Origin of the sequence: Marmoricola sp. OAE513, assembly GCF_040546585.1 — a bacterium.
In the GTDB taxonomy this organism is placed as follows: domain Bacteria; phylum Actinomycetota; class Actinomycetes; order Propionibacteriales; family Nocardioidaceae; genus Marmoricola.
On record NZ_JBEPOC010000001.1, the window covers coordinates 2,093,009 to 2,119,875 of the forward strand.

Genomic DNA, 26,867 nt, shown 5'->3' on the forward strand with positions numbered 1-26,867 from the left:
TGTGTCCGGCGTACGGCGGGCGTGAGGTGCCCCACTCGCCCCGGTCGGCGACTGTCCCTTTCGGCGACGGTCCCGGTCGCCGACTGTCCCGGTCGTCGAGCTTGCCGAGACGTGGCGACGCAAGCACCTAGTGGGCCGCCAGGAACTCCGTCATCAGCGCGTTGACACGGGCCGGGTCCTCGAGCGTGCTCACGTGACCGACCCCGGTGAGGATGTCGAGCCGGGAGTTCTTGATCGCCGAGGCGATGGCCTGGGCCTTCGCGACCGGCGTGGCGAGGTCCTCGGTCCCGACGATGACGAGCGTCGGTGCGGTGATCGAACCGACCTCGTCGGTGATCGGCAGCCGGTCGGTGACGCCGCGGATCGCCTGCTTCACGCCCTTGCGCTGCTGGGTGGCCAGCTCGGCCGTCCAGGTGGCCACGGTGGACTTGCCCTCGTCGGTGTCCAGGAACGCCTGGCTGAACATGATCGGCGCGACCTGGCTCAGCAGCGGCTTCATGCCGAAGAGGCCGTAGACACCGGCCATCAGCCGGTACTTCTTGATCTTCTCGGGGTCCTCGGGACCGGCGCTGGTGTCGATGAGGATCAGCGAGCGGACCAGGTCGGGACGGCGTGCGGCGAGGCGCTGGCCGACGAAGCCGCCCATCGAGAGCCCGGCGTAGTGCACCGGGCCGACGTCGAGGAGCTCGATCAGGGCGACCAGGTCGGCGTACAGCGTGTCCATGTCGTAGCCGTCCGCGGTCGCGGGGGTCGCTCCCTGACCGCGCCAGTCCACCGCGATGCAGCGGTAGGTGTCCCGGAGGGCCTCGACCTGGTGGCGCCACATCGAGGTGCCGAACAGCAGTCCGTGGCCCAGCACCAGCACGGGCGCGTCCGGCTTGCCCGCCGGGGCGCCGGAGTCCGAGATGCTGAGCTGGATGCCGTTCACGGCCACGAGGGTCATGTCCCGCAACGTACTAGTCACCGAGACGTTCGGCGACCCAGTCGACCAGCGGCCTGCTCGCCTTCCAGTCCGCCCGAACGGCCCTCACCAGGTCGGCCGAGTGGATGACCGGCTCGAAGCCGTAGTCCTTCCCGACCGTCAACGACTTGTGACGGAGCAGGTCGATCCGAGGGTGGTCGGCGTCGTACCCGCGAGGGGTCGTCTTGAGCTGCTGCCCGCCGACGGTGAAGCCGGCCTTCCGCAGCTTGGCGAGGATCTGCTCGAGCTGCTTGCCGGTCGCCTCGACGTCGATGGACGTGCGGATCCGGGCGAGGTCCGAGCCGCTGGCGTCGTAGAAACCCGCCCCGGTGCGTACGCCGCGGGCGGAGATCTCGACGTACCAGCCGCACGCCGGGCCGGCGGGGACGAAGGCCCCCTGGTGCACCTTGTACGGCGTCTTGTCCTTCGCGAAGCGGACGTCGCGGAACGGGCGGAACACCTTGGCCTTCCCGAAGTCCTTCTCCAGCGCGGTCGTCAGCGCGACCATCGGGGCCTTCACCGACTCGGCGTAGATCGCCTTGTGCGCCTCCCAGAACGACTTGGTGTTGTCCATCTCCAGGTCGTCGTAGAAGTCGAGCGCTGCCTCGGGGAAGCCTTGGAACTCGGTCACCTCGCCGAGGGTAGTCCGGCGGTCGGCGGCGGCCGACAGCCGGACCAGGGTCAGCAGCAGGCCGCCGCGTCGGCGTGCAGCTCCTCGGACACTGCGCTCCCGCAGCACGTGTCCTGCGAGCTCGTCCGGCCGCCCCCGAAGGTCTCGGAGTCCTCCAGGACGGCGTAGACCTCCCAGCGCTCGCCGCTCGGGGTGTTCTCGACCCAGAACTTGTCCTGCTTCGCGTAGCAGCAGGTGGTGTCGCGCTCCTCGGTGGAGGCGAGACCGGCAGCGGTGAGCCGCTCGAGCTCCGCGTCGACGCGCTCGACGTCCTCCACCTCCACGCCGAGGTGGTTGAGGGTGCCGCCGTGACCGCCGTTCTGGATGAGGACCAGCTTCAGGGGTGGTTCGGCGATCGCGAAGTTCGCGTAGCCGGGCCTGGTCTTCGCGGGCTCGGTCGCGAACAAGGTCGAGTAGAAGGCGACCGCGGTGTCGAGGTCGTCGACGTTGAGGGCGAGCTGAAGGCGGGACATGGGAACTCCTAGAGATAGATAACTGTCAATGTCTGGACGAGGATGCAGGAAGACATAGACGTGTGTCAACATAGATATATGTCGAAGTCTGTCCTGTCGCTGACCCCGGTCGAGGCGGTGGCGTGCTGCTCTCCTGTGACCCGCGAGCCCCTGTCCGCGGACGCTGCTCTCCGCATCTCACCGCTGCTCAAGGCGCTCGCCGACCCGGTGCGCCTCAGGTTGCTGTCCCTGGTCGCATCTCACCAGGACGGCGAGGCCTGTGTGTGCGACCTGCAGGAGGCCTTCGACCTGTCCCAGCCCACGATCAGCCACCACCTCAAGGTGCTCCACGAGGTGGGTCTGCTGGATCGCAGCAAGCGCGGGGTCTGGGTCTACTACCGGATCCGTCCCGCGGCGCTCGCGGACCTGGCGAACCTCCTGGGCGGCGTGGCCCCGTGACGCTGGGGCGTCGAGCGGCCTCCGAGCTTCTCGGTACGGCGTTCCTCGTGGCGGCGGTCATCGGATCCGGGATCGCGGCGAGCCGCCTGTCGCCTGACGACGTCGGGTTGCAGCTCCTCGAGAACAGCCTGATCACCGGCGCCGCGCTGATCGCCCTGATCCTGGCGCTCCAGCCTGTCTCCGCCGCGTTCAACCCGATCGTCACGCTGGTCGAGGTGGGCTTCGGACTGGTCCGGATCCGGGACGCCGGGGTGCTGGTCGTCGCTCAGCTCGCGGGAGGGTTCCTCGGGGCCCTGGTGGCCAACGTCATGTTCGACCTCGACGCGATCAGCATCTCCGGACACGACAGGACCGGTGGCCACCTCTGGCTCGGCGAGGTCGTCGCGACCTTCGGACTTCTCCTGGTCGTCTTCGGCAGCGTGCGCTCCGGACGCACCGAGACGACCGCCTTCGCCGTCGGTGGGTACATCGCCGCGGCGTACTGGTTCACCAGCTCGACGAGCTTCGCCAACCCGGCAGTCACCGTCGCCCGGATGTTCTCCGACACCTTTGCCGGCATCAGTCCTGGCTCGGTGCCCGGGTTCGTCCTGGCGCAGGTGGGCGGTGGAGTGCTGGCCTACCTCGCTGTTCGCTTCCTCTACTCCCACCCCGCCCTGCCGCAGGAGACCCCGTGACTGCCCAGAACCGCCCGTCCGTCCTGTTCGTGTGCGTCCACAACGCCGGCCGCTCCCAGATGGCAGCAGGGTTTCTTCAGCACCTTGCCGGAGACCGCGTCGACGTCTACTCGGCCGGCTCGCAGCCTGCCGACCAGATCAATCCGGTGGCCGTCGCAGCCATGGCCGAGGAGGGCATCGACATCGCAGGTGAACAACCCAAGGTGCTCACGGAATCCGCCGTCCAGAAGGCTGACGTCGTGATCACCATGGGCTGCGGGGACGAGTGCCCCTTCTTCCCCGGCAAGCGTTACGAGGACTGGCAGCTCGACGACCCGGCCGGCCAGGGCCTCGAGTCGGTGCGCCCGATCCGCGACGAGATCCGTCGTCGCGTCGAGGTACTGATCGCGTCCTTGAAGAACCGAGTTCTCCTGCGCCGCGTCGAGTCGGACGACCTCGACATCCTCTTCGACGACCAGGCAGACCCGGAGGCGGCCGCCATGGCAGGGTTTCCGAGCCGCGACCGCGCGCAGTTCGACGCGCACTGGGCGAAGCTGCTGGCCGACCCGACACTGGTGACGCGTGCGATCGTGGTCGACGGCGAGGTCGCGGGGAACATCGGCAGCTGGATCGACGAGGACCTGCACCTCGTCGGCTACTGGGTCGGACGTGATCACTGGGGCCGCGGGGTCGCGACCTCGGCACTCAGGTCGTTCGTCGCCGAGGTCGCGAGCCGGCCGTTGCACGCGTTCGTGGCGGCGCACAACGTCGGCTCGATCCGCGTCCTGGAGAAGGCCGGCTTCACCTGTGACGAGGCGGGTGAGGACGAGCTGAGGTTCGTCCTGAGGGCCTGAGGCTCAGCTCTTCACCGACGCCGAGTACTTGCTCCAGCCCTTGGCGTTGTGCGCGCGGACCTGGCAGGAGACCTTGCCGGACTTCAGGCCGGTGACCTTGAGCGGACTGCCCTTGCCGATCTTGTAGTGCCACGGCTTGCCGGCCTTGTGGCAGCGCGCCTGGTACTTGTCGATCTTGGCGTTGCCGTTGGCCAGCGGTGCGGAGAACTTCACCTTGGCGGTGGTCCTGGAGGTCTTCACGACCTTGTACGGGCGCGGCTTGCCGGGCTTGGTCGGCTTGGTCCGGAACTTGAAGCGCGGAGCCGAGTAGCTGATGTTCGCGATCTTGATCCGGATGCCGCGGGTCTCGCGCACGAGGGAGAACGTCGCCGCGGAGCTGCCCGGCTTCGTGATCGCGAACGACGCGAGCGAAACGGTCGACGGGTCCGGGATGCTCATCTCGTTGACCAGGTACGCGTTCGGCAGGAACGCCTCGTACGTGCCGTCCGTGATGACGTCGCCGTTGCCCTTCCGGTGCGGGTTCGAGAGGTCGACGATGATCGAGTCGGTGTCCGGGTCGTACATGGTGTTCTCGTACTGCGCGCTGGTCGCCCGGATCGATCCGGTGCGGTTGATCGCTTCGCGAGCCGGGTAGCCGGAGAGATCCTCAACAGCGCCGGCGGCCCAGCCGACACGATCGAACGTCGCCTTGGTCGAGTCGTCGCCGCAGCTTCCCAGCGTGCAGGTGATCGAGCTGTTGGTGTGACGGGACGACGGACGGAAGGTGATGGTGAAGTTCCAGTCGCCACTGGGGTAGCGACCGATCAAGAACGACGCGTCGCGGAAGGTGCCGTCCATCTCCCTCGGTCGGACTTCGCCGACATTGACGACCAGCTTGTACAGGTCAGTGTTGTTGCCGAGGTCGCTGTCGCTCGCCGATCCCGAGCTGTAGAGGTCGACGCCGAAGCCGACCCCGTGGCCCACGGAGAAGCCGCGCACCCAGGGCTTGAGCATGTTGCCGACAGGGGTGTCGTACGGCGTGACGTCGACGCCGTTGCGTTGCGCACTGACGACGCAGTACCGGGTGTACGTGGAGCCGTTGCAGAGGTGCCAGTCGTTACCTCCCGTGGGCCAGCCTGCGGGAGGCGCCGCTTCCGCCGTACCGGTCGGCAAGGTCACCAACGCCGTGCCGAGCAGGGCCGCGACGGCGACCAGGGCAGCGAGAAGTCGAGTACGCATGCGTTTCTCCCACGAGACGAGGCGTGCGTCCCTCACGCACGCGCCGATCCAGGCTAGGCCCGGATCCGGGAGGTTGGTGGGGAAATGGAGCGGATGACGAGATTCGAACTCGCGACATCGACCTTGGGAAGGTCGCGCTCTACCAGCTGAGCTACATCCGCATGCCCCTGGCGAACCAGCGACGAGGACTGATCGTAGCCGACCTCACGGCACGAGCGCGGCGGCGACTGGGAGTTTGCTGTGAGTTGGTCTCGCGAAGCGGGTTCGCCGCCCGAACGTTGCGGCGACTTGGCAGACTGTCCCGGGACCCCGTGCCGGGGTCTGCCCTGTCTTCTTCGAAATGAGTCTTGAGCATGTTGCGTTCTCTCACCCGGCGGCGGACTGCCCCGGTCCTGGCTGTGGCCGTCGCGGCCCTGATCCTGACCGGCTGCGGAGGCGGCGACAAGGACAAGGACAGCAAGGCCAAGGACGATGCGTCCGCCTCGGCGTCCGACGGCGCAACCGCGACGCCTACCGACGGCGCGACCGACAAGCCTGCTGGCAGCGAGGATCCCTGCAAGGTGGCCACCGGCGGCAAGAGCGGCGAGATCAAGGTCTCCGGCGCCTTCGGCAAGGTCGACCCGAAGGTCAACTTCGAGAAGGGTTTCTCGACCAAGAAGCTCGAGCGCACCGTCGTCACCACCGGCAAGAAGGCGACCAGCAAGAAGGGCGACTCGCTCAACGTCGTGCTGACGGCGTACAACGGACGCACCGGCAAGAAGCTCAGCTCCGAGAACGCCAAGCTCAGCGTCGGTGACGTCACCCTGCCGCTCAGCCTGGACGCCGGCTTCGACTGCGTCCCGATCGGGTCGCGCGTGGTCACCTCCTTCCCGGCCAAGGACCTGTACGGCGACTCCGGCAACGCCGACCTCGAGATCGAGGCCGACGACTCGATGGTCGTCGTGACCGACATCGTCGACGCGGTCAAGCCGCTCACCCCGGCCGCGTGGCCGAACGCGCCCAAGGTCACCTTCAAGGGCAAGACCCCCAAGGTCACCCTGACCGGCAAGCCGTCGACCAAGCTGCAGCTGAAGGTCCTCAAGAAGGGCAACGGCGCCGTCGTCGGCGCGGGTGACACCGTCAGCGTGAACTACTACGGCGTCAGCTGGAACACCAAGAAGGTCTTCGACGAGAGCTACTCCAAGGCCCCGGCGAGCTTCGCTGTCACCGGCGTCGTCCAGGGCTTCGGCGCTGCGATCGCGGGCCAGAAGGTCGGCAGCCGCGTCATCGTCACCATGCCGCCGAAGTACGGCTACGGCGATGGCGCGATCAACCAGGAGAACCTGGTCGGCCAGACGCTGGTCTTCGTCATCGACATCATCAGCACCAAGGCTCCCTGAGTCTCGAACCGCGACGAGCGGGACGGATGCGAGAGCGTCCGTCCCGCTCGCGTTGTGCGTAGTGCCCTCAAGCAGGGTCGATCGGGGCGAGCGTCGGCCGCTTGACCTCGATCGTGTCGCCGGAGGACCGGCCGGTCAGGCGGCGGTGCACCCAGGGACCGAGGAACTCCCGGGTCCAGGTGGCGTTGGCGGCGAAGCGCTCCCGGGCGGTCAGCTCGGGCAGGGTCGGCCGGGGAAGCCGCTCGGTGGAGTGCTCGACGCCGAGCGCCTCGAGGACCGCGAACGCGATGTACTGGTGGCCGAACGCGTTGAGGTGCATCCGGTCGGTGTCGAAGACCTCGGCGTGGTCGCCGTCCCGCATCCGCCACATGTCCACCAGCGTGGTCCCGTGCCGGTCGCTGATCTCCCGGACCCACTCGTTGAAGATCGCCATCCGTCCGCGCATCGCGGCGTAGATGCCGGATCCCCCCGGGTCGAAGATCGTGAAGAGCACGACGGTGGCGCCGGAGGCGGTCAGGCGCCCGACCGCCTCGTCGTACGCCGCCGCGAGGTCGTCGAGGTCGACCTTGGGACGCAGCACGTCGTTGGCGCCGGCGTGGATGCTGATGAGGTCGGGGGAGAGGGCGAGCGCGGGCTCGACCTGCTCGGCGATGATCGGCTTGAGCTTGCGGCCCCGGATCGCGAGGTTGGCGTAGCCGAAGTCCTCGGCGCCGGGCTGTGCGGCGAGGACCTCCGCGACCCGGTCGGCCCAGCCGCGCAGACCGTTGGGGCGGGCGGGGTCGCGGTCGCCGACCCCTTCGGTGAAGGAGTCGCCGAGAGCGACGTAACGGTGGAACGGCATGGGCCCGATTCTGCCCCGGACGTCCTCCTGCGCGACCGCCCGGTGGCGGTATCGTGCTCGCGTGCTGCTCTCCGACCGCGACATCCTCGCCGAAATCGACGCCCAGCGGATCGCCGTCGAGCCCTACGACCCGGCCATGATCCAGCCGTCGAGCGTCGACATCCGCCTGGACCGGTTCTTCCGGGTCTTCGACAACCACAAGTACCCGCACATCGACCCTGCGGTGGAGCAGGCCGACCTGACCCGCGAGGTCGAGCCGGACGGCGACGACCCGTTCATCCTGCACCCGGGCGAGTTCGTGCTCGGCTCCACCTACGAGGTCTGCACGCTGCCCGACGACATCGCCGCGCGGGTCGAGGGCAAGTCCTCCCTCGGCCGTCTCGGCCTGCTCACGCACGCGACCGCCGGTTTCGTCGACCCCGGTTTCAGCGGCCACGTGACGCTGGAGCTGGCGAACGTCGCCACCTTGCCGATCAAGCTCTACCCCGGGATGAAGATCGGGCAGCTGTGCTTCTTCCGGCTGTCCTCGCCGGCCGAGCACCCGTACGGGTCGGAGAAGTACGGCTCGCGCTACCAGGGCCAGCGTGGTCCGACGGCCTCGCGCTCGTACGCGAACTTCCACCGCACGAAGATCTGATCGTCGGCCGATCCTGTCGGAGCCTCGCCGGGTTTCGACAGGCTCATCCAACGGGTCACAGCCAGGCGAACGGGCCGATCCGGGTCAGCGAGAGCCGGATCAGTCGTGGCGCTGGACCCGCTTGGCGTGGTGGCGTCGTGCTGCCTTGCGCACCCGCTCGGTGATGATCACGTTCGCCATCTCGGTGCCGTTGATCGTCTGCCACATCGCTGACTCCCATCTGTCGTCTCGTTCGCGGTTTCTCAGACGTGCTCGAGCAGGACGTCACCGCTGACGGTGGTCGCCCGGAGCTCGACGTAGTCCTGGCCCTCGGCAGGCTTGCCGACACTGGTGAGTCGGTTCTTCAGCGAGCCCGACACCGTGTTGATGTCAGTCCACACCGGTGTACCGACAGGAATGCCGACCCGCACGTCGCCGGAGACGTTCCGTGCGGTGACCTTCCCCCGGGGCGCCGCGGCGATCGTCAGGTCACCCGACGCCGTGGTCAGGTTCACCTCGGCCTCGGCGCGACCCACCTTGAGGTCGCCGGAGCCGGTCTTGATGATCGTGCGCGCCCGGACGGTGCCGAGGACGACGTCGCCGGACCCGGTCGAGATACCGGTCTTCCCGTGGAGCACACCGAGGTCGATGTCGCCCGAGCCGGACTTGATCCGCACCTCGCCGGCGAGCTCGGCGCCCTTGATGTCGCCGGATCCCGACTCGATGACGACCGGTCCGCTGGCCTGGTCGAGCTCGATGTCCCCGGAACCTGTCTTCAGCGCCACCAGGCCGAGAGCGCCGTGGGTCACGGTGTCGGCCGAGCCGACCTTGGTGATCAGCTCGCTGCCGGTGGGGACGATCACCCGCACGGTGTGCGCGTCGCGGCCGAAGAAGCGGCCGTGGGGGGCGACGACCGAGATCTTGTCCCCGGTCCGCCCGACCTTGAACTCCTCCGCCCGGGGTCCGGAGACCTCGACCGTGGTCTCCGCGGTGTCGGTCGCCTCCGCGGTGAGCAGGCCGGCGCCGAGCTCGACGTACAGGGACGTGGGGGCGGGGGTGGGGAACTGCTTCTTCATGGTTCTCTCTCCTCTGGTCCTGGGTCAGACCCAGCCGGTCATGCGCTTGGTGGCACGGTTCTTGCCGCTGAAGCCGTCAGGCCCGAACGGGACGCTGGACAGGTCGATGTCGACGGTGATGGCGTTCTCACGCGTCGCCTGGCGCAGCACGTTGACGATCCAGGTGTTCAGCGAGCTGCCGTGCTTGGCGGCCAGCTCCTCGGCCCTCGCCTTCACGCTCTCAGGGAGTCGTAGCGAGATCCGCGCGGTCGCGACCTCGGCCTCGTCGTCCTCCTCGTCCCCGGCGGTCGGTGCGGCAGGAGCGACCGGCTCAGGAGCAGGGTGCTCGACGACGAACTCCAGGTCACGGCCGGCGAGCCGGACGTCGACCGAACCGCTGCGCATCTCGCTGGTGATCTCGGCGGCTGCCTGCGAGAGGACCTCCATGAGGCTGAGCCGCATGCTCGGGTCCAGCGCGAGCGCCAGGCGCTCGGCGGCGGCCTGGATCTGCTCATCCCCGGCAGCGGCGCTGGCGGTCAGGTCCTGGCGGAGGCGGTCGACGTACGGGCTGATGTCCATGACATCACTGTGACATCACAATGACGTCATGTCAATGCCAGCATGGCGTCACCACGCACGAGGGCCCGCCGAGACACCTCTCGACGGGCCCTTCGTGACAAGTGCGTCGGGTCAGTCCTTCCGACCCGGGATGGTGATCTCGGAGGGGTACTTCGCCGAGTTGTGAACCGTGATGACGGTCAGCGTGCTCAGCAGGTCCGGCAGGACGGGAGCCAGGTGCGGCACGTCGAACGCCTGCACGGCGATGCGCAGCCGGTGGCCCGGCAGCAGCTTCGCGCCCGTCGGGAACAGCTCGACGTCGACCGGGGCGACCTGGCCCTTGGCCAGCTTCACCTGCGCCGCCCTGGTGAACGGGTGGTACGGCTGGATCAGCTTGCCGTCGAGGTAGCGCGACCGCGACTTGTCCAGTGCGCGGTGCGAGATGACCTGCCACCCGCCGGTCAGGCGCGACACGGTGCCGTCGGGGGCCTCGTCCTCGAGGGCGACCGAGAGCATGCCGTCTCCGCTGTTGCTCGAGACGTACAGGCGGGCGTTCACCGGACCCTGGAGGGCGACAGGCTTGCTGAGCGGTGCTGTCCGGAAGACCGCGCCGGCCTTGTCGTTCAGTGCGTTGTCGGTCAGGCACGGGTTCTGGAAGCCGCCGGCGCTGAGCGCGCCCGCGGTCCACTGGTCGGTCGACCGGGTGCACAGGCCGGCGACCGGGATCGGGTACACCGACGAGCTGCCCGCGGTCACCGCGCCCTGCGTGAGTCCGCCCTCGGTACCGCCCGTCGTGGACGTACCGCTCAACCGGTAGCTGGCGGCCTTGCGGTCGCCGACCCAGGTCTTCGCCGTGCGCCAGGCGCTCGTGCCCTGCTCGAAGTACGTGATCGGCGGGATGTCGGTGTCCAGCGCCGGGTCGGCGATGCCCTTCACGTAGTGGTCGAACCAGCGCAGCTTGAGCTCCGACAGGGTGCCGAGCCCGGCCTTGCCGACCTCCTCGCCGCCGGATGCCTGCAGGTGGTTCCAGGGTCCGATGATCATCTTGGTCGGGACACCGCGCTTCTGGAGGTTCTCGAAGAGCAGCGGCGTTCCGCGCTGGAACAGGTCGTACTCGCCACTCACGAAGAACGTGGGCACGGTGATCTTGCCGGCCACGTTGATCGGCGAGCGCTGCTTGTAGAACGGTCCGTCGTACGCCGGCTCGCCGCCGGTGAAGGCCTTCAGGATCAGTGGCACCGTGAAGGTGCCGGCGCCGACGAGGTGGTCGACCAGGTTGACCAGCGGACTGGCGTCCTTCGGCGCGCTGGTGAACGGCGGGATCACGCCGGTCGCGGTGACCAGGCCTAGCCAGAGCGGGATGAAGCCGACGTCGAGCTGTCCTCCGGAAGCGACCACGTCGCGGTAGACGTCGGCAGCGGGGACCTGCGGGAAGATCGCCTTCAGGCCGTCCGGGCGGCCTGCGGCGGCGAACATCTGGGCGATGCCCATGTACGACGGCCCCGCCATGGCCGTGCTGCCGTTGCTCCAGGACTGCTCGTGCGCCCACTGCATCACCGCGGTGAAGTCGACGTCCTCGCGGGTGCAGAACGCGCACCAGCGACCACCGGAGGTGCCGGTGCCGCGGGCGTCGACGGTCAGCTGCGCATACCCGCGCTTGACCAGGTACGTCGGGTTTCCGCCGGCCAGGCCGCCGGCGTACTGCTGGACGCCCTTGTTGTACGCCGTGATCGTGGTGACCACCGGGAACTTCTTGTTGATCGCCTTGCCGTTCGCATCGGCCGGCAGGATCAGGTCGCCGCGCAGAACGACGCCGTCGTCCATCGGGATGGCGAGCTCGGGCACCGTGACGGTCTTGGGGTACTGCTCGGGGCGCGGCTTCCAGGCGGCGGCGCGGGCGACCTTCGTCGTACGGGCGGCGCCGGCCTTCTCGCTCTTCCTTGCCGAGGCGTTGCCGCGCTCGACGGTCCCCTGCGCGGGGGCGGACGCGGAGCGCGTCGTCGTGGACGTCGACGTCGTTCGGGCGTCCTCGACCCCGTGGTCGACGACGGCGACCGCAGCGACCGTGCCGGCGGTCAGGGTCAGGACGGCGACCGAGGCAGCGGTCAGACGGGTGAGTGAACGGCGCATCAAGTGATTCCTCCCGGTGTGTCGCGAGATCAACGAGAGCTCACGACGCGAAGTTACGGAACCGTAGCAATGCCGAAAGCGCCGACCCGGGCTGAATGTGGAGATGTATCTGCACATTCAGCCCGGGTCGGCGTGCTTGACCTGCACTTTCAGCCCAGGTCAGAGGTCGAAGAGCGATCCAGCCTCGTTGATGTTCACATCGGTCTTCGGCTGGTTGGCCTCGCCCGAGCTCTTCGGCTTCTCCGGCTCGGGCGCCTTCTCGGCCTCGGGCTCGGCAGCAGTCGCGGGCTCGGCAGCCTCGGGCTCCGCAGCGGCCTCCGGCTCGGCAGCCTCGGGCTCCGCGGCCGGTGCTTCCTCGGCAACAGGGGCAGCTGGAGCGGCCGGTGCAGCCGGCTCAGCGGCCGGGATGTCGAAGAGCGAGCCGGCGTTGAGGTCGACCTTGGGTGCCTCAGCCTTCGGAGCCTCAGCTGCCGGCGCAGGCGCCTCAGCCTTGGGCTCCTCGGCAGCTGCTGCGGGAGCGGCCGCCTCCGCCTTCTTCTCCGCGACGATGTCGAACAGCGAGCCGCCACCACCGAGGTCGGCCTCCGGTGCCGGAGCAGCCTCGGCCTTCGGTTCCTCGGCGGGCGCAGCCTTCGGAGCCTCAGCAGCGGGAGCCGCCTCGGTCGGAGCCACGTCGAACAGCGAGCCGCCACCGAGGTCGGCCTTTGCCGCCGGCTTCTCCTCCGCGGGCTTGGCCGGCTCGGGCGCCGGCGTGTCGAAGAGCGACCCGCCGCCGAGGTCGGCCTTGGCTGCCGGCGTCTCAGCAGGCTTGTCGGCAGCCGGAGCCGGGGTGTCGAAGAGTGAACCGCCGGATGCAGCCGGCTTCGACTCGGCAGGCGCAGCCGGAGCGGCATCGAACAGCGAACCGCCGCCTGCCGGAGCAGCCGGAGCCTTCGCCTCGACCTCGGCCGCCGTCTCCGGCGTCGCCTCGGCCGGAGATGCCGGGGTGGTGACCTTCGCCTTCGGCTTGGCCTCCTTGACCTTCTTGCCCTCGCCCTTGACCGAGGCCAGCAGCAGCTGGGCGACGTCGAGGACCTCGACCTCCTCGCCGGCGCGGCCGGCGTCCTGCTCGCTGGTCAGGCCGTCCTCGAGCATGGTGCGGCAGAACGGGCAGCCGACGGCGATCTGGTCGGCGCCGGTCCCGACGGCTTCGACGGTCCGGTTCACGTTGATCCGCTCGCCGATCGTCTCCTCCATCCACATCCGGGCGCCACCGGCACCGCAGCAGAAGGACCGCTCGGAGTTCCGCGGCATCTCCACGACCTCGGAGCCGGGGATGACCTGGAGCAGCTCGCGCGGCGGCGAGTAGACCTGGTTGTGGCGACCCAGGAAGCAGGGGTCGTGGTAGGTGATCTTGCGGGTCGGGCCGGGGGCCGCGACCGGGGTCAGCTTCTTCTCGCGCACCAGGCGGTTGAGCAGCTGGGTGTGGTGGACGACCTCGAGCTCGATACCGAACTGCTTGTACTCGTTCTTGAGCGTGTTGAAGCAGTGCGCACAGGTCGAGACGACCTTCTTGACCTTGTGCTCGTTGAAGGTCTCGATGTTCTGCTGGGCGAGCGCCTGGAAGACGAACTCGTTACCGGCGCGGCGTGCGGAGTCACCCGTGCAGGTCTCGCCGTTGCCGAGGACGGCGAACGAGACGCCGGCCATGTCGAGCAGCTCGGCGACCGCGCGGGTGGTCTTCTTCGCGCGGTCCTCGTAGGCACCGGCGCAGCCGACCCAGAACAGCCAGTCAACCTCGGTCAGGTCCTGGACGTCCTCGCCGACGACCTTGACGTCGAAGTCGAGACCCTGGGCCCATTCCATCCGGGCGTTCGGGTTCATGTTCCAGGGGTTGCCCTTGTTCTCCAGACCCTTGAAAAGTCCGTTGAGCTCAGCCGGGAAGTTCGCCTCGACGAGTACCTGGTAGCGACGCATGTCGACGATGTGGTCGACGTGCTCGATGTCGACCGGGCACTGGTTGACGCACGCGCCGCAGTTGGTGCAGGACCACAGAACGTCGTTGTCGATGATCGCGCCGCCCTCGGGGTGCCACGCGTACTCACCCTCGGAGACGCCGACGAGCGGGCGGTCGACCTCGTACTCGGTCAGCTGCTCGGGGGTCATGGCCTCGCGGGTCGCCTCGTCAGCCATCAGGTACGGGGCCTTCGCGAACGCGTGGTCGCGCGAGTTCATGATCAGCATCTTCGGAGAGAGCGGCTTCTCGGTGTTCCACGCCGGGCACTGGGACTGGCAGCGGCCGCACTCGGTGCAGCTGGCCATGTCGAGCAGACCCTTCCACGAGAAGTCCTCGATGGAACCGATGCCGAGGACGGTGTCCTCGTCCATGTCCTCGACGTCCTCGAGGGTGATCGGCTTGCCGTGGGAGATCATCTCCTTGACGGCACCGAGCGCGACGGGGCTGTCGGGCCGCTTGAACATGATGTTGATCGGCGCGACGAAGATGTGCAGGTGCTTGGAGTTCAGCACGATGATGAGGAACACCAGCATGATGCCGATGTGCAGCAGCAGGCCGACGCCCTCGAGGATCTCCAGGCCGGTGTCCCCGTGGTGCAGGCCGATCGAGTTGATCACGTCGCCGATGGCGTGCGAGAAGAAGGCCTCGTTGCCGTAGGGCAGGTTGCCGGCGGCGGCTGCGGCCCCGCGGAACAGGAACATCGTCCAGATGACGTTGAAGATCATGATGAGGACGACCCAGGCGCCACCGGTGTGCGAACCCTTGAACCGGGACTTGCGGCCGAGCTTCGCGGGCTGGTTCTTGTACCGGATGAGCGAGAACGTCAGCAGACCGACGAGGCAGAGGACACCGATCATGTCCTGGCCGAAGCCGAGGATCCACCAGTCGCCGACGAGCGGGATCTTCCACTTCTCGTCGGTCGAGAGCAGGATCCCGTAGGCCTCGACGTACACGGTGCCGAGGATCAGGAACGCGTACATGACGAACGAGTGCGCGATGCCCGGGATCGACCACTTGAGCAGCTTCTTCTGCCCGAGGACCTCGACCAGCTGGTTCTTCAGGGCGGCGCTGACGCGGCCGGTGACACCGGCGATGCGGTCGGGCGCCGGCTGGCCGCCGGTGATGAGCCGGACCAGGAACAGCACCCGCTTCAGCGCGAACGGCAAGATCGCGATGTTGAGGATCAGGCCCAGGATGAGCGTGAGCTTGGTGTCCAAGGGAAGTCACTCCAACCCTCCGGCGTGCAGGCCGGGTCGTTCGCGCAAGTCAGGTCAGGTACGGCGTCGGGCACAGACTATTGCCCTGCATCACGCGCCGCACGCGAAGCGTGTGTGAGAAACGCTACCTTCGAGTAACTTGGAGTTACACCTTAGGTAACCCTTACTGACCTGCGGTTTCGGTGGGGTTGGACTCGCGCGCGAGGGTCAGGACTTCCTGATCGTCGACACCGTGCCGGCCTTGGTGAACTTCACGGTCACCTTGCCGTTCTTGGTGCAGTACGTGTACTTCGACCCCAGCCGTCGGTGCGGCTGGCCGACGGTCTTGACGACCTTCCACCAGCTCGCGCCCTTCTTGACCTTGGCCTTGATGAACTTCAGCGAGTGCTTGTGCGAGGGGCTGGTGCACGCGTCGGTCTTGACGCCGTACGCCCGCTCCCATGTCTGCAGGTAGGCCTCGGATCCGCGGTACATGTCCTTGACGATGCTCGGCCCGGCGATCATCTTCAGGTCCTGGAGCCAGTCCGGGTACATGCCGTAGTGCGCGACGCCGTCCTTGTTGATGTCGTAGGTCCGCTTGCCGCTGACCTGCTTGTAGACCTTCACGCCGCCGAGTCCGGTGAACGGGTACTTCACCGGGTTCTTCACGTCCGCACCGCGAGCCGCACCCTGCGCGCCGAGACCGTTGATGTCCGCGCCGTAGCCGAACCCCCAGTAGGTCTTCGGGTTCACCCAGGTCAGGTGGCGCTTCCACTTCTCGACGAAGCCCTCGCTGTCGCCGGCGTACGGCGTGATGAAGCCCTTCTCGTCGTAGATCCGCGGGTAGGCGTCCGGTGTCGACCACGAGTGGCTGGACACCACGCCGGGGTAGCGCATCGTCTCGACGAGGTCGAGCGACTGCTTGCGGGCCTTGACGCTCATGTGGTCGGGGTCGAAGAGCATGTTCCGCTTCGCCATGCCCTTGATCGTCTCCGCGCCGAGCTCGGTCAGGCCGAGGGTGTTGCAGTGGTGCTTGGCCGGGTACACCGGGACCGCCGGCAGCGCGTCGATCACGCTCTGCGGCAGGGCCGCCTTGAGGGCACCGAACAGGGCGTCCTGGTTCGGCAGGATGTCGAGGTTCTGGTCGCGGTCGTGCACCTCGGGGTCGTTCGGCTTGCAGGTGGTCATCTTCCAGGCCGACCCGGTCTCCAGGATGTTGGCGGCGTTGACCAGGTTGCCGGTGGTGCCCTCGTCGCCGGCGACGCCCGCGAGCGCGTTGTCGAACTTGTTGACCAGCTCCATCTGGGTGACACCCATCTTGCGCACCTCGGTGAGCTGCTTCTCGATGGAGGCCTTCGTGCAGGTGGCCTTGCCCAGGTAGCGGTGGCAGCCGAACAGCACCGAGGTCTCGATGCCCATCACCACGGCGAGCTTGCCGGCGTTGACGACCTTGCGTGCCTGCACCGGGTTGGTGACGATCCGGTACCAGCCTTTGCCGGGACCACCGTGCTGCGCGTCGATGTAGTTCTCCAGCAGGTGCATGTCCTTGGCCTGCAGCCGGATCGAGGTCATGTCGTCGCAGGAGTTGCGCTTGATCGGGTAGATCGTGCAGAGCTGGTTGTTCTCGACCAGCAGGTTGACCAGAACCCGCTGCCCGGCCTGCCAGGACCGCTCCATCCACTTGTAGTAGGTGCCCTCGTGGGTGAGCGCGTCCGGCGCCGGCCAGCTCTTGAACGTGGGCCAACCCACCGGGTCGGAACCGGCCTCGCCGGAGAAGAACGACTCGACGGCACCGCTGGTGACCGCGTTGAGGTTCTCGCAGCCCTTGAGGGCGACCGTGACGCCCCACGGGGACCACGGGCGACCGCAGTGCAGCTCGCCACCGAGGAACTCGAAGGCCATGCCGTGGGTGTGCGCGTCGACGGTGCCGCGGGTCTCCTGGATGCCGGTGGTCCCGGCGGCGGGCTTGCCGTAGACCCCGGTCCCGATCTCCGGGAAGGGCTTGCACCCCGTACGGCGGAACGGCTGGAACTGGGTCCGGTCGTTGGGGGAGTCGACGAACGTCGCGATCGCGCCCGCAGAAGTGGGAACCTGCAGGTAACCCGAACCGGGGAGGAAGAGCCGGAACGAACCCGGACCGGACTGCGTGACCGTCCAGTTCACCTTCGGCCCGGGAGCGGTGCCGAAGCGGGCCTGCACCTTCCCGCCGGCGAGGTAGGTGCCGGCCTTGGTGTAGAGCATGTAGTGGCCGAGCGAGGTCGGCTTGAAGAAGATCGCCGAACCGCCACTCATCTTCGAGGCCGTGAACGTGAGGCCGTTGAGCCAGCGGCCGGTCGTGATCGACTTCAGGCCGTAGCAGGCGTTGAACAGGTTGTAGCGGTTCGTCGGGATGCTCGGCTGGGCCGGGTCGACCGACACGTTGCGGAGCTTGGGCTCCTTCTGGTTGCGCTGGTCAGCGGCGGCGCCGATGCTGCGAGCAGCCTGGGCGGGAGTGGTCGGGTCCGAGGAGTCGTTGTCGGTCGTCGGAGCGGAGCGCGAGACGGAGTTCTTGGTCTTCGGGTCGTTGTCGTCGTGCGCCGGGGCCCCCGGGTCGTGGGAGTGCGTTCCGTCGGCGTTGTAGAGCGTGGTGTCGCCGGCCTTGGCGGCGGCGTTGTTGGCGGCAGCGGCGGCGTACGCCTTCTTCATGCTGTCGGCGCCGTTACCCGTCGGCCCTCCGGTCCCGTTGTAGATCACGGTGGCCACGACGAGGGCGACAGCGACCGCCGCGACGACGGAGAGGCGGACGGCTGCGAGCCGGAAAGTTCCGTGCATGAGGGTTCTGTCCCTTGATCGGCACCGGGGGAGGAGTACGGGTCGGTGGCTCAACGAGTGGTGTGCGGCCCGGGTCACGTGGCCTACGGATACGTAGGCTAGGGCTCCACGGGGGCCGGGGGAAGGATGTCCGAGCGCTGGTCGATCTCGTGGGTCAGCGCCCGTGAGGTGACAGCACCCGTCTGGCCAGGCCCAGCGGCGCGGTCACCACGGACAGCAACGGATCGATCTTGTCGACGATCCGGTCGAGGCGGGCAGCCACCGTGCTGAGCTCGTCGGCCGCTGCGGAGAACCGGTCGAGGGAGTTGTTGAAGCGGTGGAGCGCCTGGTTGAACTCGGCCAGGGCGAGGCCGAGGTCCTCGGTGGTCTGCCCGATGCTCTCGACGGTCTCGTCCACCGTGAGCAGCGTCCGGGCGCGGGTCCGCAGCTTGCGCCGCTCGTCGGGGCCGTCCATGGGCTCAGTGTGCCGGACGTGCCGCGGTCAGGTCCCGATCTCGGTCTCGTCGCGGGGTACCAGCGGCGCAGCCAGCAGCGGGAAGAGGCCGGTCAGGCCGAAAGCCAGACCGTAGCCCCACAGCGGGATCAGGAGCCCGATCACCGGAGGCACGGCTGCGGCGGTCAGGTACTGCCCGGTGTTCTGCAACCCGAGGGCCCGGCCGGACCAGAACGGGCCAGCGCGCTCGGCGACCGCGGTGAAGGCGAGCCCGTTGTCGGCGACGGTGATCATCGACGCCAGCACGATCAGCGGGACGGCGACCGCCCAGTCGGCACGGATCGTCACGCCGACCGAGACCATCGTCAGTCCGGCGGCGACGGCGACCCAGCGCAGCGGACGGGTGCGGGAGCCGACCCGGTCCGAGAGGTTCCCGGCGGCGATGCGTCCGACGGCCCCGAGGACCTGCGCCACGGCGACCAGACCACCGGCGGCGCCGGGGCTCCACTCACGGCCGACCTGGAGCCAGACGAGCATGAAGCTCCACACCGTGAACTGCGGGATCACCAGCAGCATCGAGACGGCGTGGATCCGGTTCAGGTAGCTGCTCCCCCGGTAGGGGTTGGACGCCGCGACGTCGGTCGGTCGCTGCGGACGCGGCGGGTCCAGGACCCAGAGAGCGCAGGCCAGTGCCGTGGCGGCGGCGAAAGCCGTCGGCAGCACCAGAGCCGCGCCGACGCCGGACTGCGCAGCGACGACCGGTACGGCGACCGCCGCCAGCCCGACCCCGACCGGCTGGGCCATCTGGCGCACGCCCATCGCCGTGCCGCGGCGGCGAGGGGGGAACCAGCCGACCACGACGCGGCCGCTGGCTGAGGACGTGCCGGCCGCAGCAGCCCCCGCGACCAGGAGCAGGAGCCCGAGCAGCACCGTCGAGTCGTGCAGAGCGGCTGCCGCACCGAGGGAAGCCGCGGTCAGGCTCAGGCTGGACACGAGGACGAAGCGCTCGCCGATGGCGTCGACCACGGCGCCCCAAAGGACGAGCGTGAGCATGCTTCCGGCGATCGGCGCAGCGGCGATCCAGCCGGCCTCTCCGAGGCTGAGCCCGCCGTCGTGGAGCGCGGGGATCAGGAACGCCGGGCCGTTCACTGCCGCCGAGGACGCCGACTGACCCAACGTGGAGAGTGCCAGCATCAGCCAGGGGTGCGGGCGCGCGGACACCCTGGAACCGTAGATCTGCTGATCCACGGCGTCCAAATCACGAGACGATTTGTCTCGAATAATGGATAGAGGGTGCGGGCGCGTGATCCGTCGATCCGGGTCGCGTCTTGGCCCAGGGCGCTTTCTGTGCCTCGGGATCTTCGGAGGTCGGATGCGGAACTCACGAGCTCTTGCAGCAGCGTGGTTGGTGGTCGTCAGCGTCGCCGTCATCGGTTCGGACCGGGCGAGCGCGGCAGCCACCCTCCAGGTGTGCCCGAGCGGGTGTGCCTTCACGGCGGTCGCGCCCGCGGTCGCGGCAGCTGCTCCCGGGGACACGGTCCAGATCGCCGCCGGCACCTACAGCACCTTCGGGGTGGTCCTCGACAAGCCGATCACCATCGTCGGCGCGGGAGCTGGTCAGACGATCCTCGACGGTGGCGGGGGCAGTGTCGGGTCGACGCCGGGAGTCTTCCGGATCCTCCCCGGCGCCGCGGCCAAGGGCGTCGGCGCCATCGCCATCTCCGACCTGACGGTGACCAACCCGTCGAAGAACACGACCGCGACGACCTACTTCGGGATCTCCATCGGGATCAAGCAGGTGACGACCGGAATCAGCTCGATCACCCTGACCCGGATGGACATCCAGGGCACCGGGGATCCGAGCCGACCCAGCTACGGCGTGTACGCCGACGCCGGCTACTCCGCGACGCTGGGCGACCGGACGGCGCCGCCGCTGACGATCTCCGACTCCACGATCTCCTCGACCTACTACAACGGCGTCGGCATCGACGGGTACCGCGGCGACGTGACCATCGAGCGCAACGTGCTGACCGAGGGCAGCAGCGGCATCTCGGCCGTGGTCTTCCTCAACGAGTACACGCCGAACCAGATCACGAACCGCGTCGTCGTCCGCGACAACACCAGCAAGGGACGCCTCGTCGCGGTCAAGAACATCGACTACAACGCGGCGCTGGCCGCGATGGGCGGCTACGCCGACGTGACGATCACCGGCAACACGATCACCGACGTCGGTGCGGGCGACTTCGGCATCCTGGTCTCGACGAACTCCGTGGACGGTGCCGTCGCGACGAGGATCGGATCAGCGGTCGTCACCGGGAACACGATCAGCGGCACGGGGGCGGCGACCAGCACGGGCATCAGTATCGCGGGAGCCGTGGTGAGCTCCTGGGTCGCGGACAACGTGGTCACGGCGACCGGGACCGGAATCTCGGTCGTCCCGGTCAAGGGCCAGTACGCCGGCCAGATCTCGATCCTCGGCAACGAGCTCCGCTCGGACGGCACCGGGGTCGCCGGGATCGCTGTACGCGGTGGCGTCGGCGCGGTGATGGCTATGGGCAACGACCTCGTCGGCTGGCAGACCGGTGTGACGGTGGCGCCTGAGGGGACGGCTCGGCCGGGGTCGTTCGATCTGCGCGAGAACCGGATCTTCGGCAACGGGGTCGGCCTGGCCAACTCGACGAACGCGGTCGTCTCTGCCGAGGACGACTGGTGGGGCTGCCAGGACGGACCCAGCGGGACGTCCTCGTACTGCAACGAAGCGATCGGGTCGTTCACTGCTGCGCACTGGATCCGCGTCGCCGTGGCGGCCACCGGGAAAACCCTGGACTCCCAGGGCCGGGTCCCGGTCGCGACCTCGGAGTCGGTCCCGGTCACGATCTCGCTGGTTCGTTCCGACGGCGTCACCGACGAGCCCGTCGGCGCACTTCCGGCCGCGTTCGACGGGTTCCCGGTCGCCTACGACGCGCAGCTCGGGGCCCTGGCCGGCGGGACGACCCTCGGGAGCAGCCACAGCGTCACGGCGACGTACGTCGCGCCGGCGGTCGCCGGGGAGGACCTGACGCACGGGGTCGTCGACCGGGAGAACCTGGCACCGACCGTCACGGGCGAACCGGTGCCGTTGGTCTTCGTGATCACTGCCGACACCACTCCGGACCCGACGCCGACCCCGACTCCCACGGTGGACCCGACCCCGACGCCGACCCCGACGCTCGACCCCACCCCGACGCCTACGCCTACGCCGACGCCTACGCCGACGCTCGAGCCCACCCCGACTCCCACGGTGGACCCGACGCCTACGCCGACGCCGACGGACGAGCCGACACCGACCCCGACCCCGACGCCGACGGACGGGCCGACCCCGACTCCCACGGCGGACCCGACCCCAACGGACGAGCCGACCCCCACGGGCGAGCCGACCTCGACCACCGACCCGACGCCGACGCTCGAGCCCAGCGCCCAACCCAGCATCACGGCCTCGACGGTCCCGACCGCCGACGCACCCAGCACGTCGCCGAGCAGCGCTCCGGTGCCCGGGAGCGCGAACCCCGACGACGGTGGCGGTCAGGCCGGTGCCGGTCCGGGATCCGTCCTCCCCGGCACGGGCACAAGCTTCCCGCTCTGGGTCCCGTTCGCGGGGGTCGGGCTGATCCTGCTCGGCATCATCGTGATGCGGCTCGCGCGCAGCGAGCGGGCCGAAGCGCGGTCAGGCCGCCATCGGTGAGGCGAACCAGATGGTCCGGTGCACCCAGTTGCCCGGACCGATCCTCGGCGGCGAGCAGACGATCAGTGCGAGCTGCGGCGGACCGTCCTGCTGGTAGTACTCCGCGGAGCCGTCGGCAGCCTTGATGACGATCTTCTTGGTGACCCGGTAGCAGAGCTCGGCATGCTTGCCGCCGAGCACGATCTTGTCCCCGACCTTGAGGTGCTCCATCAGTCGGTTGCCCAGGGCGGAGCCGTCGGGCCAGGTGTGGGCGTTGAGAAGGACGTTGCCCTTCGCGCTGCCCGGGAGCGCCCCCGCCGGCTTGAGGGTGTCGCTGAAGTTCGTCGCCTGGGCCGGGTCGTCCCAGCCGTACTGGGTCTTGCCGGCCGAGCTGAGCGAGGGAGCACGCGGAACGTTGTTGCCGTCGCGTCCGAGGGCCAGCACCTGCGAGTTCTTGCCGACTCCGCTCACGGTGATCCGAGTCGGGCGGAACGGCTTGTCCGCCTGGTTCCCGCACTCCGAGGACTTCAGCACCGTCCCGGGCAAGACGGCCTGGGCAGGCGGAGGCTTCGCAGCGGGCGACTTGCGCTCGCCCTGGGGCCAGAAGGTCCAGACGAGGGCGATCGTCGTCGCCACCACGAGAACGACCAGGGCAGCACGCCGCTGGTTGCTCACGGTGGTCGTCGTCATGGGTCCAGCGTAAGAGGTCGCCCAGGGGATCGGTGTCAGATCCAGGAACCGCGGTGGACCACCTCGGTCTGCGGCTTCCGCGCGCGGCGCGTGGGCGAGCCCGTACGCGCTTCGCCGGCAGGGTGGCCCAGGGTGATCACGCCGATCGGCTCGAACTCCTCGGCGATCGAGAACTCCCGGCGGACGGCCTCCAGCTTCGGGACCGGGATCCCGGAGAAGCAGCCACCGAGGCCGGCGTCGACGGCGGTCTGCAGGATCAGCAGGGACGCCATCGCGGCGTCCATGTGCCAGTACGGCACCGACCACGGTGCTTCACCCTCGACCACTGCGAGACGGGCGGACGACGCCTTGTCGACCTCGGCGTACCGGGTCAGGTAGGCGGCTCGGCTCGAGCACGGCACGATGACCACCGGCGCCCGCATCATCCCGCGCAACCAGGCGTCAGGGGCGGCGAGTGCTTCAGGGCCGGCTGTGGTCGCCCACCAGCGGCGCACGTCCTCGGGGGTGTCGAGGACGAGGAACCCCCAGCCCTGGGTGAAGCCTGCGTTCGGTGCCCGGGTGGCGTTGCGAAGTGCGCGATCCACCAGGGCCGGGTCGACCGGCACGTCGGTGTAGTCGCGGACCATCTGGCGGCGGTCGACGACCTGCTGGAACTCCACACGTGGAGGGTAGCGACGGGCGATGGTCTACACCGGCCGCACCGGCGCGGGACCATAGTTTCGTCACTACTGACATAGCGCCTCTGCGCTGTTACGTTCGCGGACATGGCTCACAAAGGTGTGACGGTCGGGTTCGCTCGTAGCGCGGTCGCGGCGGCGCTGGTCGCCGTCGTCCTCGCGATCCTCGCCGGCTGCGGAGGCAGCACGGTGGACGCGAAGACGGCAGCCCGGGCCCAGTCGGTGAACAATCCCGGTCAGGGTGGGCAGGGCGGCGACGCCGTCGTCCCGGGAGCCGATCCGACGGCACCGAACGGCAACCCGATCGCCCCGGGTGCGGACCCGACCAGCCCGGGCGAGCAGCCGACGAACTCCAGCGGAGACCCCGTGCCTCCGGGGCAGAACCCTGCGCCCGGGCCGGGCCAGCAGCCGCCTCCGGGAATCAAGGGAGTCTCTTGTGCCGGCTTCAAGAACGGGCCCGGCATGACCAACAGCGTCGTGAAGATCGGCAACTCCTCCGACATCAGCGGGCCGGTGCCCGGACTCTTCACCGCAGCCCAGCAGGCGACCCGCGCGTACGTCGCGTACTTCAACGCCTCGGGGGGCAACATCTGCGGCCGCAAGCTGCAGCTCGACCTCTACGACAGCCGCACCGACGGCGGTGGCGACCAGCAGGGCTACACCAAGGGCTGCGACAACGACTTCGCCATGGTCGGGTCCATGTCGTCCTTCGACTCCGGCGGCGCCAAGACCGCGGAGGGCTGCGGGATCCCGGACATCCGGGCGATCGCGACCACCGTCGAGCGCGGCAACTGCAAGACCTGCTTCGGGGCGCAACCTGCCGGACCGGACGCGTTCCAGAACGCGGTCCCAGACTTCATCATCCGGCGCACCGGCGGCAAGGGAGGCGGGATGCTGTACATCAACATCGGCGCCGCAGCCTCGAACGGCCAGAGCCAGGCCAAGCACGAGGCCAAGCGCGGCATCAAGTTCGCCACCGTCAAGGGCATCGACGTTGCCGAGTTCAACTACTCGCCGTACGTGCAGCAGATGAAGTCGGCCGGGGTGCAGTCGGTGCAGTTCATCGCCGCGTCGCCCCAGTTCGCCAAGCTGGCCCAGGCGTTCGTCCAGAACAACTTCAAGCCGAAGGTGTTCCTGCTCGACCCGTCGGCGTACAACGACGAGTACCCGAAGCTCGCCGGCGACGCCGCGAAGGGCACCTACGTCTTCCTGAACTTCACCCCGTTCGAGGAGGCGGCCTCCAACCCGGAGATCAAGCTCTACATCCAGTACCTGCAGCAGGTCGCTCCCGGAGCAAAGCCGACCTTCTTCGGCCTGTTCGCCTGGTCGTCCGCCCGCCTCTTCGCCGAGCAGGCCACCAAGCTGGGCGGCAAGCTGAGCCGCGCCTCGTTGATCGCCGCGATGAGAAAGGTCGACAACTGGACCTCGAACGGGATGCACGCCCCTATGCACGTCGGTTCGAAGAAGATCTCTGACTGCTGGCGCTTCATCCAGTGGAGCGGCAGCGCGTGGAAGCCGGTCGAGGGCCGGAAGTACCAGTGCCGGGGCCTCACCACCGGCTGACCGGCGTCAGCCGGCAGGGGTGCCCTTCCACTCCGCCGTGCCGGTGAAGGTCGCTGCCGCGTCCTTGCTGTTGAACGACGGCAGGAACGTCCCGGTGACCTCGTCGCAGTCGGCCGAGACGATCTTCATGGTCTCGGAGTCCTCGCCCGACTCGTTGACCGGAGCGCTGTACTTCTGCGGCTTGGTCACCTCCACGGTGCCGTCGACCTTCCAGGACGCCCGCAGCACCGGCTTGGTGGCCGGGCCCTTCACGCTGCCCCGCACGTTCCCGGTCAGCTTGATGCTCGCCGCGGCCCGACCGGTGTCGGCGTGGCCCTCCGACTTCCAGGTCAGCGTCCAGGTCCCGTCGGTGACCCTCCCGCGAGCGACGACGACGCGGAGCGTGCCGGCACCCTTCGAGTCCGCGAAACCGGACGTGCCGCTGGATCCGCCACCGGATCCGCGCACGTCCATGGTGAGCGGGCCCTCCCAGGTGCCGTCCGGGATCCCCTGTATCGCGCTGCAGTCCCTGCCGACCGATGTCGTCGGCTCGCCGCTGGTGCTCGCGCCTGCGCTCGGGTCGGCGTCTGCGGAGGCGGCCGGGCCGGTCGGCGTACCGGGAGGCTGGCTGCTCGCCGACGCCCCCGTGGCCCGGGTGGAGGACGCTGGCCCTTGGTCGTCGCCGCCGCAGCCGCCGAGGACCAGGACTGCAGCGGAGAGGGCGGCGACGGACGTACGGCGCACCACGGACATGGCGAGAGCCTCCCGTCGGGAGCGGGCTCCCGTCAACGCCGTCGCGGGTGCCTAAGTACGTCCTCGGGCCGCCTGAACCGGAAATAAGGCACCTGCCCGATGTCCCGCCCTACCTCAGAGGACGAACCTCAAGACATCGAATCGGGCGCCGTGCCCGCGGACAAGGAGAAACATCATGTTCAACCAGGACCTGTACCGGGCCGAGACCAACTACCGCCGCGAGGTGCTGCGCCGCGACTGGCGTCCCCTGCGTGGCCGGCGTGCCGCCCGCTCGGAGACCCGCAACCAGATCGACACCCAGGACCGACCGGGCCTTGCGTCCTGACGGGGCGGGGTTTCGCCTGGCATCACCGCGGGGCTGCTCCTCGTTGGTGCCTGTCGAGACCCTGTCCTTTCCGGACGCCGTCCGCGATAACGGGGCGACGCTGTCGGTCGCACCCGTCATCATGGGTGGCGTGCCTCTCCCTGAGTACGCCGACGACGTCCCGGCGCTGATCGGTCGCGAGACCGAGCTGGACGAGCTCGCCTCCGTCCTCGGCGTCGGGCGTTCCGCTGCGGTCCACCGCGCGGTGCTGCTGTCCGGGGACGCGGGCGTCGGCAAGACCAGGATCCTCACCGAGCTGCGCGACGTCGCGTTCTCCGAGGGTTGGCAGGTGGTCGCCGGGCACTGCCTCGACTTCGGCGACAGCGCGCTGCCCTACCTGCCGTTCTCCGAGGTGATGGGCCGGCTCGCGACCCAGGTCCCCGACCTGCTCGAGGAGGCCGCCGGCGAGCGCCCGGTGCTGCGGGCCCTCCAGCCCGGACGTCGGACGATGCAGGGCTCGGAGCAGGACGCCTCGGCGTCGGTCGGACGGGGTGACCTGTTCGACGCGGTGCACGGACTGCTCGACCGGGTCGCGTCCTCCGCCCCGCTGCTGCTGGTGCTCGAGGACGTCCACTGGGCCGACACCTCCACCCGCGACCTGATCCGCTTCCTGTTCTCCCGCCCGTTCGAGAACCCGGTCGCGATCGTCGCGTCGTACCGGGCCGACGACCTGCACCGACGGCACCCGCTGCGCAGCGCCGCTGCCGAGTGGGGCCGGATGCCCGGGGTCGGCCGGATGCAGCTCGAGCCGCTCGGTCCCGGCGACGTGCGGACGCTGGTCAAGCAGCTGCACCCCGAACCGCTGCGCGAGGCGGACGTCGCCAGCATCGTGGCGCGCGCCGAGGGCAATGCGTTCTTC

23 protein-coding genes, 1 tRNA gene and 2 pseudogenes are annotated in these 26,867 nt (G+C 68.9%); 10 read left to right on the forward strand and 16 right to left on the reverse strand.

What is annotated here, in order from left to right:
• Window positions 1-127: 127 nt before the first annotated feature.
• Genes ABIE44_RS10560 through ABIE44_RS10570 form a run of 3 tightly spaced genes read right to left on the reverse strand, consistent with a single transcriptional unit; the run spans window position 128 to window position 2,104 of the window.
• Window positions 128-943, reverse strand: coding sequence for an alpha/beta fold hydrolase (locus ABIE44_RS10560; RefSeq protein ID WP_209718381.1), 816 nt, complete (start codon window positions 941-943; stop codon window positions 128-130).
• 13 nt (window positions 944-956) lie between these two features.
• Complete coding sequence (locus ABIE44_RS10565) at window positions 957-1,592, reverse strand: DUF2461 domain-containing protein (RefSeq protein ID WP_209718378.1); 636 nt, start codon at window positions 1,590-1,592, stop codon at window positions 957-959.
• A 50-nt stretch (window positions 1,593-1,642) separates the two neighbouring features.
• Window positions 1,643-2,104, reverse strand: coding sequence for an ArsI/CadI family heavy metal resistance metalloenzyme (locus tag ABIE44_RS10570; protein WP_209718375.1), 462 nt, complete (start codon window positions 2,102-2,104; stop codon window positions 1,643-1,645).
• A gap of 78 nt (window positions 2,105-2,182) precedes the next feature.
• Here ABIE44_RS10570 and ABIE44_RS10575 point away from each other — a divergent pair, with 78 nt between their 5' ends.
• From ABIE44_RS10575 to ABIE44_RS10590, 4 genes and pseudogenes are all read left to right on the forward strand, one after another.
• Window positions 2,183-2,542, forward strand: a complete 360-nt coding sequence (locus tag ABIE44_RS10575; RefSeq protein WP_209718372.1) for a metalloregulator ArsR/SmtB family transcription factor — start codon at window positions 2,183-2,185, stop codon at window positions 2,540-2,542.
• Window positions 2,539-3,216 (forward strand): aquaporin, encoded by a 678-nt coding sequence (locus tag ABIE44_RS10580; RefSeq protein WP_209718369.1) that lies wholly within the window; start codon window positions 2,539-2,541, stop codon window positions 3,214-3,216. Before ABIE44_RS10575 ends, ABIE44_RS10580 begins: the two co-directional genes overlap by 4 nt.
• A pseudogene (locus ABIE44_RS10585) lies at window positions 3,213-3,611 on the forward strand (arsenate reductase ArsC); the annotation flags it as partial. The gene ABIE44_RS10580 and the pseudogene ABIE44_RS10585, both read left to right, overlap by 4 nt.
• Window positions 3,609-4,049, forward strand: a complete 441-nt coding sequence (locus ABIE44_RS10590; protein WP_502912759.1) for a GNAT family N-acetyltransferase — start codon at window positions 3,609-3,611, stop codon at window positions 4,047-4,049. The pseudogene ABIE44_RS10585 and the gene ABIE44_RS10590, both read left to right, overlap by 3 nt.
• Window positions 4,050-4,052: 3 nt before the next feature.
• Here the strand turns inward: ABIE44_RS10590 and ABIE44_RS10595 are convergent, their stop codons facing one another.
• Complete coding sequence (locus tag ABIE44_RS10595) at window positions 4,053-5,267, reverse strand: fibronectin type III domain-containing protein (protein ID WP_209718363.1); 1,215 nt, start codon at window positions 5,265-5,267, stop codon at window positions 4,053-4,055.
• Between the two features lie 85 nt (window positions 5,268-5,352).
• A tRNA-Gly gene (locus ABIE44_RS10600) sits at window positions 5,353-5,428 on the reverse strand.
• 192 nt (window positions 5,429-5,620) lie between these two features.
• Between ABIE44_RS10600 and ABIE44_RS10605 the strand changes: the two genes are divergently transcribed.
• Window positions 5,621-6,646 (forward strand): FKBP-type peptidyl-prolyl cis-trans isomerase, encoded by a 1,026-nt coding sequence (locus tag ABIE44_RS10605; protein ID WP_209718361.1) that lies wholly within the window; start codon window positions 5,621-5,623, stop codon window positions 6,644-6,646.
• A 67-nt stretch (window positions 6,647-6,713) separates the two neighbouring features.
• On the opposite strand, the gene ABIE44_RS10610 is transcribed toward ABIE44_RS10605, so the two are convergent.
• Complete coding sequence (locus tag ABIE44_RS10610) at window positions 6,714-7,487, reverse strand: SGNH/GDSL hydrolase family protein (protein WP_209718359.1); 774 nt, start codon at window positions 7,485-7,487, stop codon at window positions 6,714-6,716.
• 61 nt (window positions 7,488-7,548) lie between these two features.
• Between ABIE44_RS10610 and dcd the strand changes: the two genes are divergently transcribed.
• Entirely contained in the window at window positions 7,549-8,124 is a 576-nt protein-coding gene (gene dcd, locus ABIE44_RS10615; protein ID WP_209718356.1) for a dCTP deaminase, read from the forward strand.
• Between the two features lie 242 nt (window positions 8,125-8,366).
• Here dcd and ABIE44_RS10620 read toward each other — a convergent pair whose 3' ends face one another.
• The 7 genes from ABIE44_RS10620 to ABIE44_RS10650 form a co-directional block, all read right to left on the reverse strand.
• Window positions 8,367-9,179, reverse strand: a complete 813-nt coding sequence (locus tag ABIE44_RS10620; protein ID WP_209718353.1) for a DUF4097 family beta strand repeat-containing protein — start codon at window positions 9,177-9,179, stop codon at window positions 8,367-8,369.
• A 24-nt stretch (window positions 9,180-9,203) separates the two neighbouring features.
• Window positions 9,204-9,737 carry a toxin-antitoxin system HicB family antitoxin gene (locus ABIE44_RS10625; protein ID WP_354437991.1) on the reverse strand — a complete coding sequence of 178 codons (534 nt, stop codon included), beginning with the start codon at window positions 9,735-9,737 and terminating at the stop codon, window positions 9,204-9,206.
• 111 nt (window positions 9,738-9,848) lie between these two features.
• Complete coding sequence (locus ABIE44_RS10630; RefSeq protein ID WP_209718350.1) at window positions 9,849-11,846, reverse strand: CocE/NonD family hydrolase; 1,998 nt, start codon at window positions 11,844-11,846, stop codon at window positions 9,849-9,851.
• Window positions 11,847-12,005: 159 nt separating this feature from the next.
• Entirely contained in the window at window positions 12,006-15,059 is a 3,054-nt protein-coding gene (locus ABIE44_RS10635; RefSeq protein ID WP_209718345.1) for a heterodisulfide reductase-related iron-sulfur binding cluster, read from the reverse strand.
• Window positions 15,060-15,266: 207 nt separating this feature from the next.
• On the reverse strand, window positions 15,267-17,849 hold the full coding sequence (locus ABIE44_RS10640; protein WP_209718342.1) for a hypothetical protein: 2,583 nt from the start codon (window positions 17,847-17,849) through the stop codon (window positions 15,267-15,269).
• Between the two features lie 154 nt (window positions 17,850-18,003).
• Window positions 18,004-18,303 (reverse strand): hypothetical protein, encoded by a 300-nt coding sequence (locus tag ABIE44_RS10645; RefSeq protein ID WP_209718340.1) that lies wholly within the window; start codon window positions 18,301-18,303, stop codon window positions 18,004-18,006.
• 27 nt (window positions 18,304-18,330) lie between these two features.
• Window positions 18,331-19,503 (reverse strand): MFS transporter, encoded by a 1,173-nt coding sequence (locus tag ABIE44_RS10650; protein WP_354437992.1) that lies wholly within the window; start codon window positions 19,501-19,503, stop codon window positions 18,331-18,333.
• A 151-nt stretch (window positions 19,504-19,654) separates the two neighbouring features.
• Here ABIE44_RS10650 and ABIE44_RS10655 point away from each other — a divergent pair, with 151 nt between their 5' ends.
• A complete protein-coding gene (locus ABIE44_RS10655) occupies window positions 19,655-22,003 on the forward strand; it encodes a right-handed parallel beta-helix repeat-containing protein (RefSeq protein WP_209718337.1) in 2,349 nt (782 codons plus the stop codon).
• Here ABIE44_RS10655 and ABIE44_RS10660 read toward each other — a convergent pair.
• Window positions 21,986-22,672, reverse strand: coding sequence for a class F sortase (locus ABIE44_RS10660; RefSeq protein WP_209718334.1), 687 nt, complete (start codon window positions 22,670-22,672; stop codon window positions 21,986-21,988). The genes ABIE44_RS10655 and ABIE44_RS10660 overlap by 18 nt on opposite strands.
• A gap of 35 nt (window positions 22,673-22,707) precedes the next feature.
• Window positions 22,708-23,331, reverse strand: coding sequence for a nitroreductase family protein (locus ABIE44_RS10665; protein WP_209718331.1), 624 nt, complete (start codon window positions 23,329-23,331; stop codon window positions 22,708-22,710).
• Between the two features lie 105 nt (window positions 23,332-23,436).
• On the opposite strand from ABIE44_RS10665, the gene ABIE44_RS10670 reads away from it, so the two are divergent.
• Window positions 23,437-24,912: an ABC transporter substrate-binding protein gene (locus tag ABIE44_RS10670; RefSeq protein ID WP_209718328.1), complete on the forward strand. Its 1,476-nt coding sequence runs from the start codon at window positions 23,437-23,439 to the stop codon at window positions 24,910-24,912.
• 6 nt (window positions 24,913-24,918) lie between these two features.
• Here the strand turns inward: ABIE44_RS10670 and ABIE44_RS10675 are convergent, their stop codons facing one another.
• On the reverse strand, window positions 24,919-25,644 hold the full coding sequence (locus ABIE44_RS10675; protein WP_209718324.1) for a hypothetical protein: 726 nt from the start codon (window positions 25,642-25,644) through the stop codon (window positions 24,919-24,921).
• A 175-nt stretch (window positions 25,645-25,819) separates the two neighbouring features.
• Between ABIE44_RS10675 and ABIE44_RS10680 the strand changes: the two genes are divergently transcribed.
• Window positions 25,820-25,969 carry a hypothetical protein gene (locus ABIE44_RS10680; RefSeq protein ID WP_209718321.1) on the forward strand — a complete coding sequence of 50 codons (150 nt, stop codon included), beginning with the start codon at window positions 25,820-25,822 and terminating at the stop codon, window positions 25,967-25,969.
• 121 nt (window positions 25,970-26,090) lie between these two features.
• Window positions 26,091-26,597 (forward strand): annotated as a pseudogene (locus ABIE44_RS10685) (ATP-binding protein); the annotation flags it as partial.
• Between the last annotated feature and the right edge of the window lie 270 nt (window positions 26,598-26,867).

Excerpts from the sequence above, each read along its gene's own strand:
- ABIE44_RS10575 (WP_209718372.1), top strand. The coding sequence starts at position 2,183 with ATGTCGAAGTCTGTCCTGTCGCTGACCCCGGTCGAGGCGGTGGCGTGC.
- ABIE44_RS10560 (WP_209718381.1), bottom strand. The coding sequence starts at position 943 with ATGACCCTCGTGGCCGTGAACGGCATCCAGCTCAGCATCTCGGACTCC.
- ABIE44_RS10660 (WP_209718334.1), bottom strand. The coding sequence starts at position 22,672 with ATGACGACGACCACCGTGAGCAACCAGCGGCGTGCTGCCCTGGTCGTT.
- ABIE44_RS10640 (WP_209718342.1), bottom strand. The coding sequence starts at position 17,849 with ATGCACGGAACTTTCCGGCTCGCAGCCGTCCGCCTCTCCGTCGTCGCG.
- ABIE44_RS10670 (WP_209718328.1), top strand. The coding sequence starts at position 23,437 with ATGGCTCACAAAGGTGTGACGGTCGGGTTCGCTCGTAGCGCGGTCGCG.
- ABIE44_RS10605 (WP_209718361.1), top strand. The coding sequence starts at position 5,621 with ATGTTGCGTTCTCTCACCCGGCGGCGGACTGCCCCGGTCCTGGCTGTG.
- ABIE44_RS10675 (WP_209718324.1), bottom strand. The coding sequence starts at position 25,644 with ATGTCCGTGGTGCGCCGTACGTCCGTCGCCGCCCTCTCCGCTGCAGTC.
- ABIE44_RS10645 (WP_209718340.1), bottom strand. The coding sequence starts at position 18,303 with ATGGACGGCCCCGACGAGCGGCGCAAGCTGCGGACCCGCGCCCGGACG.
- ABIE44_RS10680 (WP_209718321.1), top strand. The coding sequence starts at position 25,820 with ATGTTCAACCAGGACCTGTACCGGGCCGAGACCAACTACCGCCGCGAG.
- ABIE44_RS10610 (WP_209718359.1), bottom strand. The coding sequence starts at position 7,487 with ATGCCGTTCCACCGTTACGTCGCTCTCGGCGACTCCTTCACCGAAGGG.
- ABIE44_RS10570 (WP_209718375.1), bottom strand. The coding sequence starts at position 2,104 with ATGTCCCGCCTTCAGCTCGCCCTCAACGTCGACGACCTCGACACCGCG.
- ABIE44_RS10630 (WP_209718350.1), bottom strand. The coding sequence starts at position 11,846 with ATGCGCCGTTCACTCACCCGTCTGACCGCTGCCTCGGTCGCCGTCCTG.
- ABIE44_RS10595 (WP_209718363.1), bottom strand. The coding sequence starts at position 5,267 with ATGCGTACTCGACTTCTCGCTGCCCTGGTCGCCGTCGCGGCCCTGCTC.
- ABIE44_RS10625 (WP_354437991.1), bottom strand. The coding sequence starts at position 9,737 with ATGGACATCAGCCCGTACGTCGACCGCCTCCGCCAGGACCTGACCGCC.
- ABIE44_RS10655 (WP_209718337.1), top strand. The coding sequence starts at position 19,655 with ATGCGGAACTCACGAGCTCTTGCAGCAGCGTGGTTGGTGGTCGTCAGC.
- ABIE44_RS10620 (WP_209718353.1), bottom strand. The coding sequence starts at position 9,179 with ATGAAGAAGCAGTTCCCCACCCCCGCCCCCACGTCCCTGTACGTCGAG.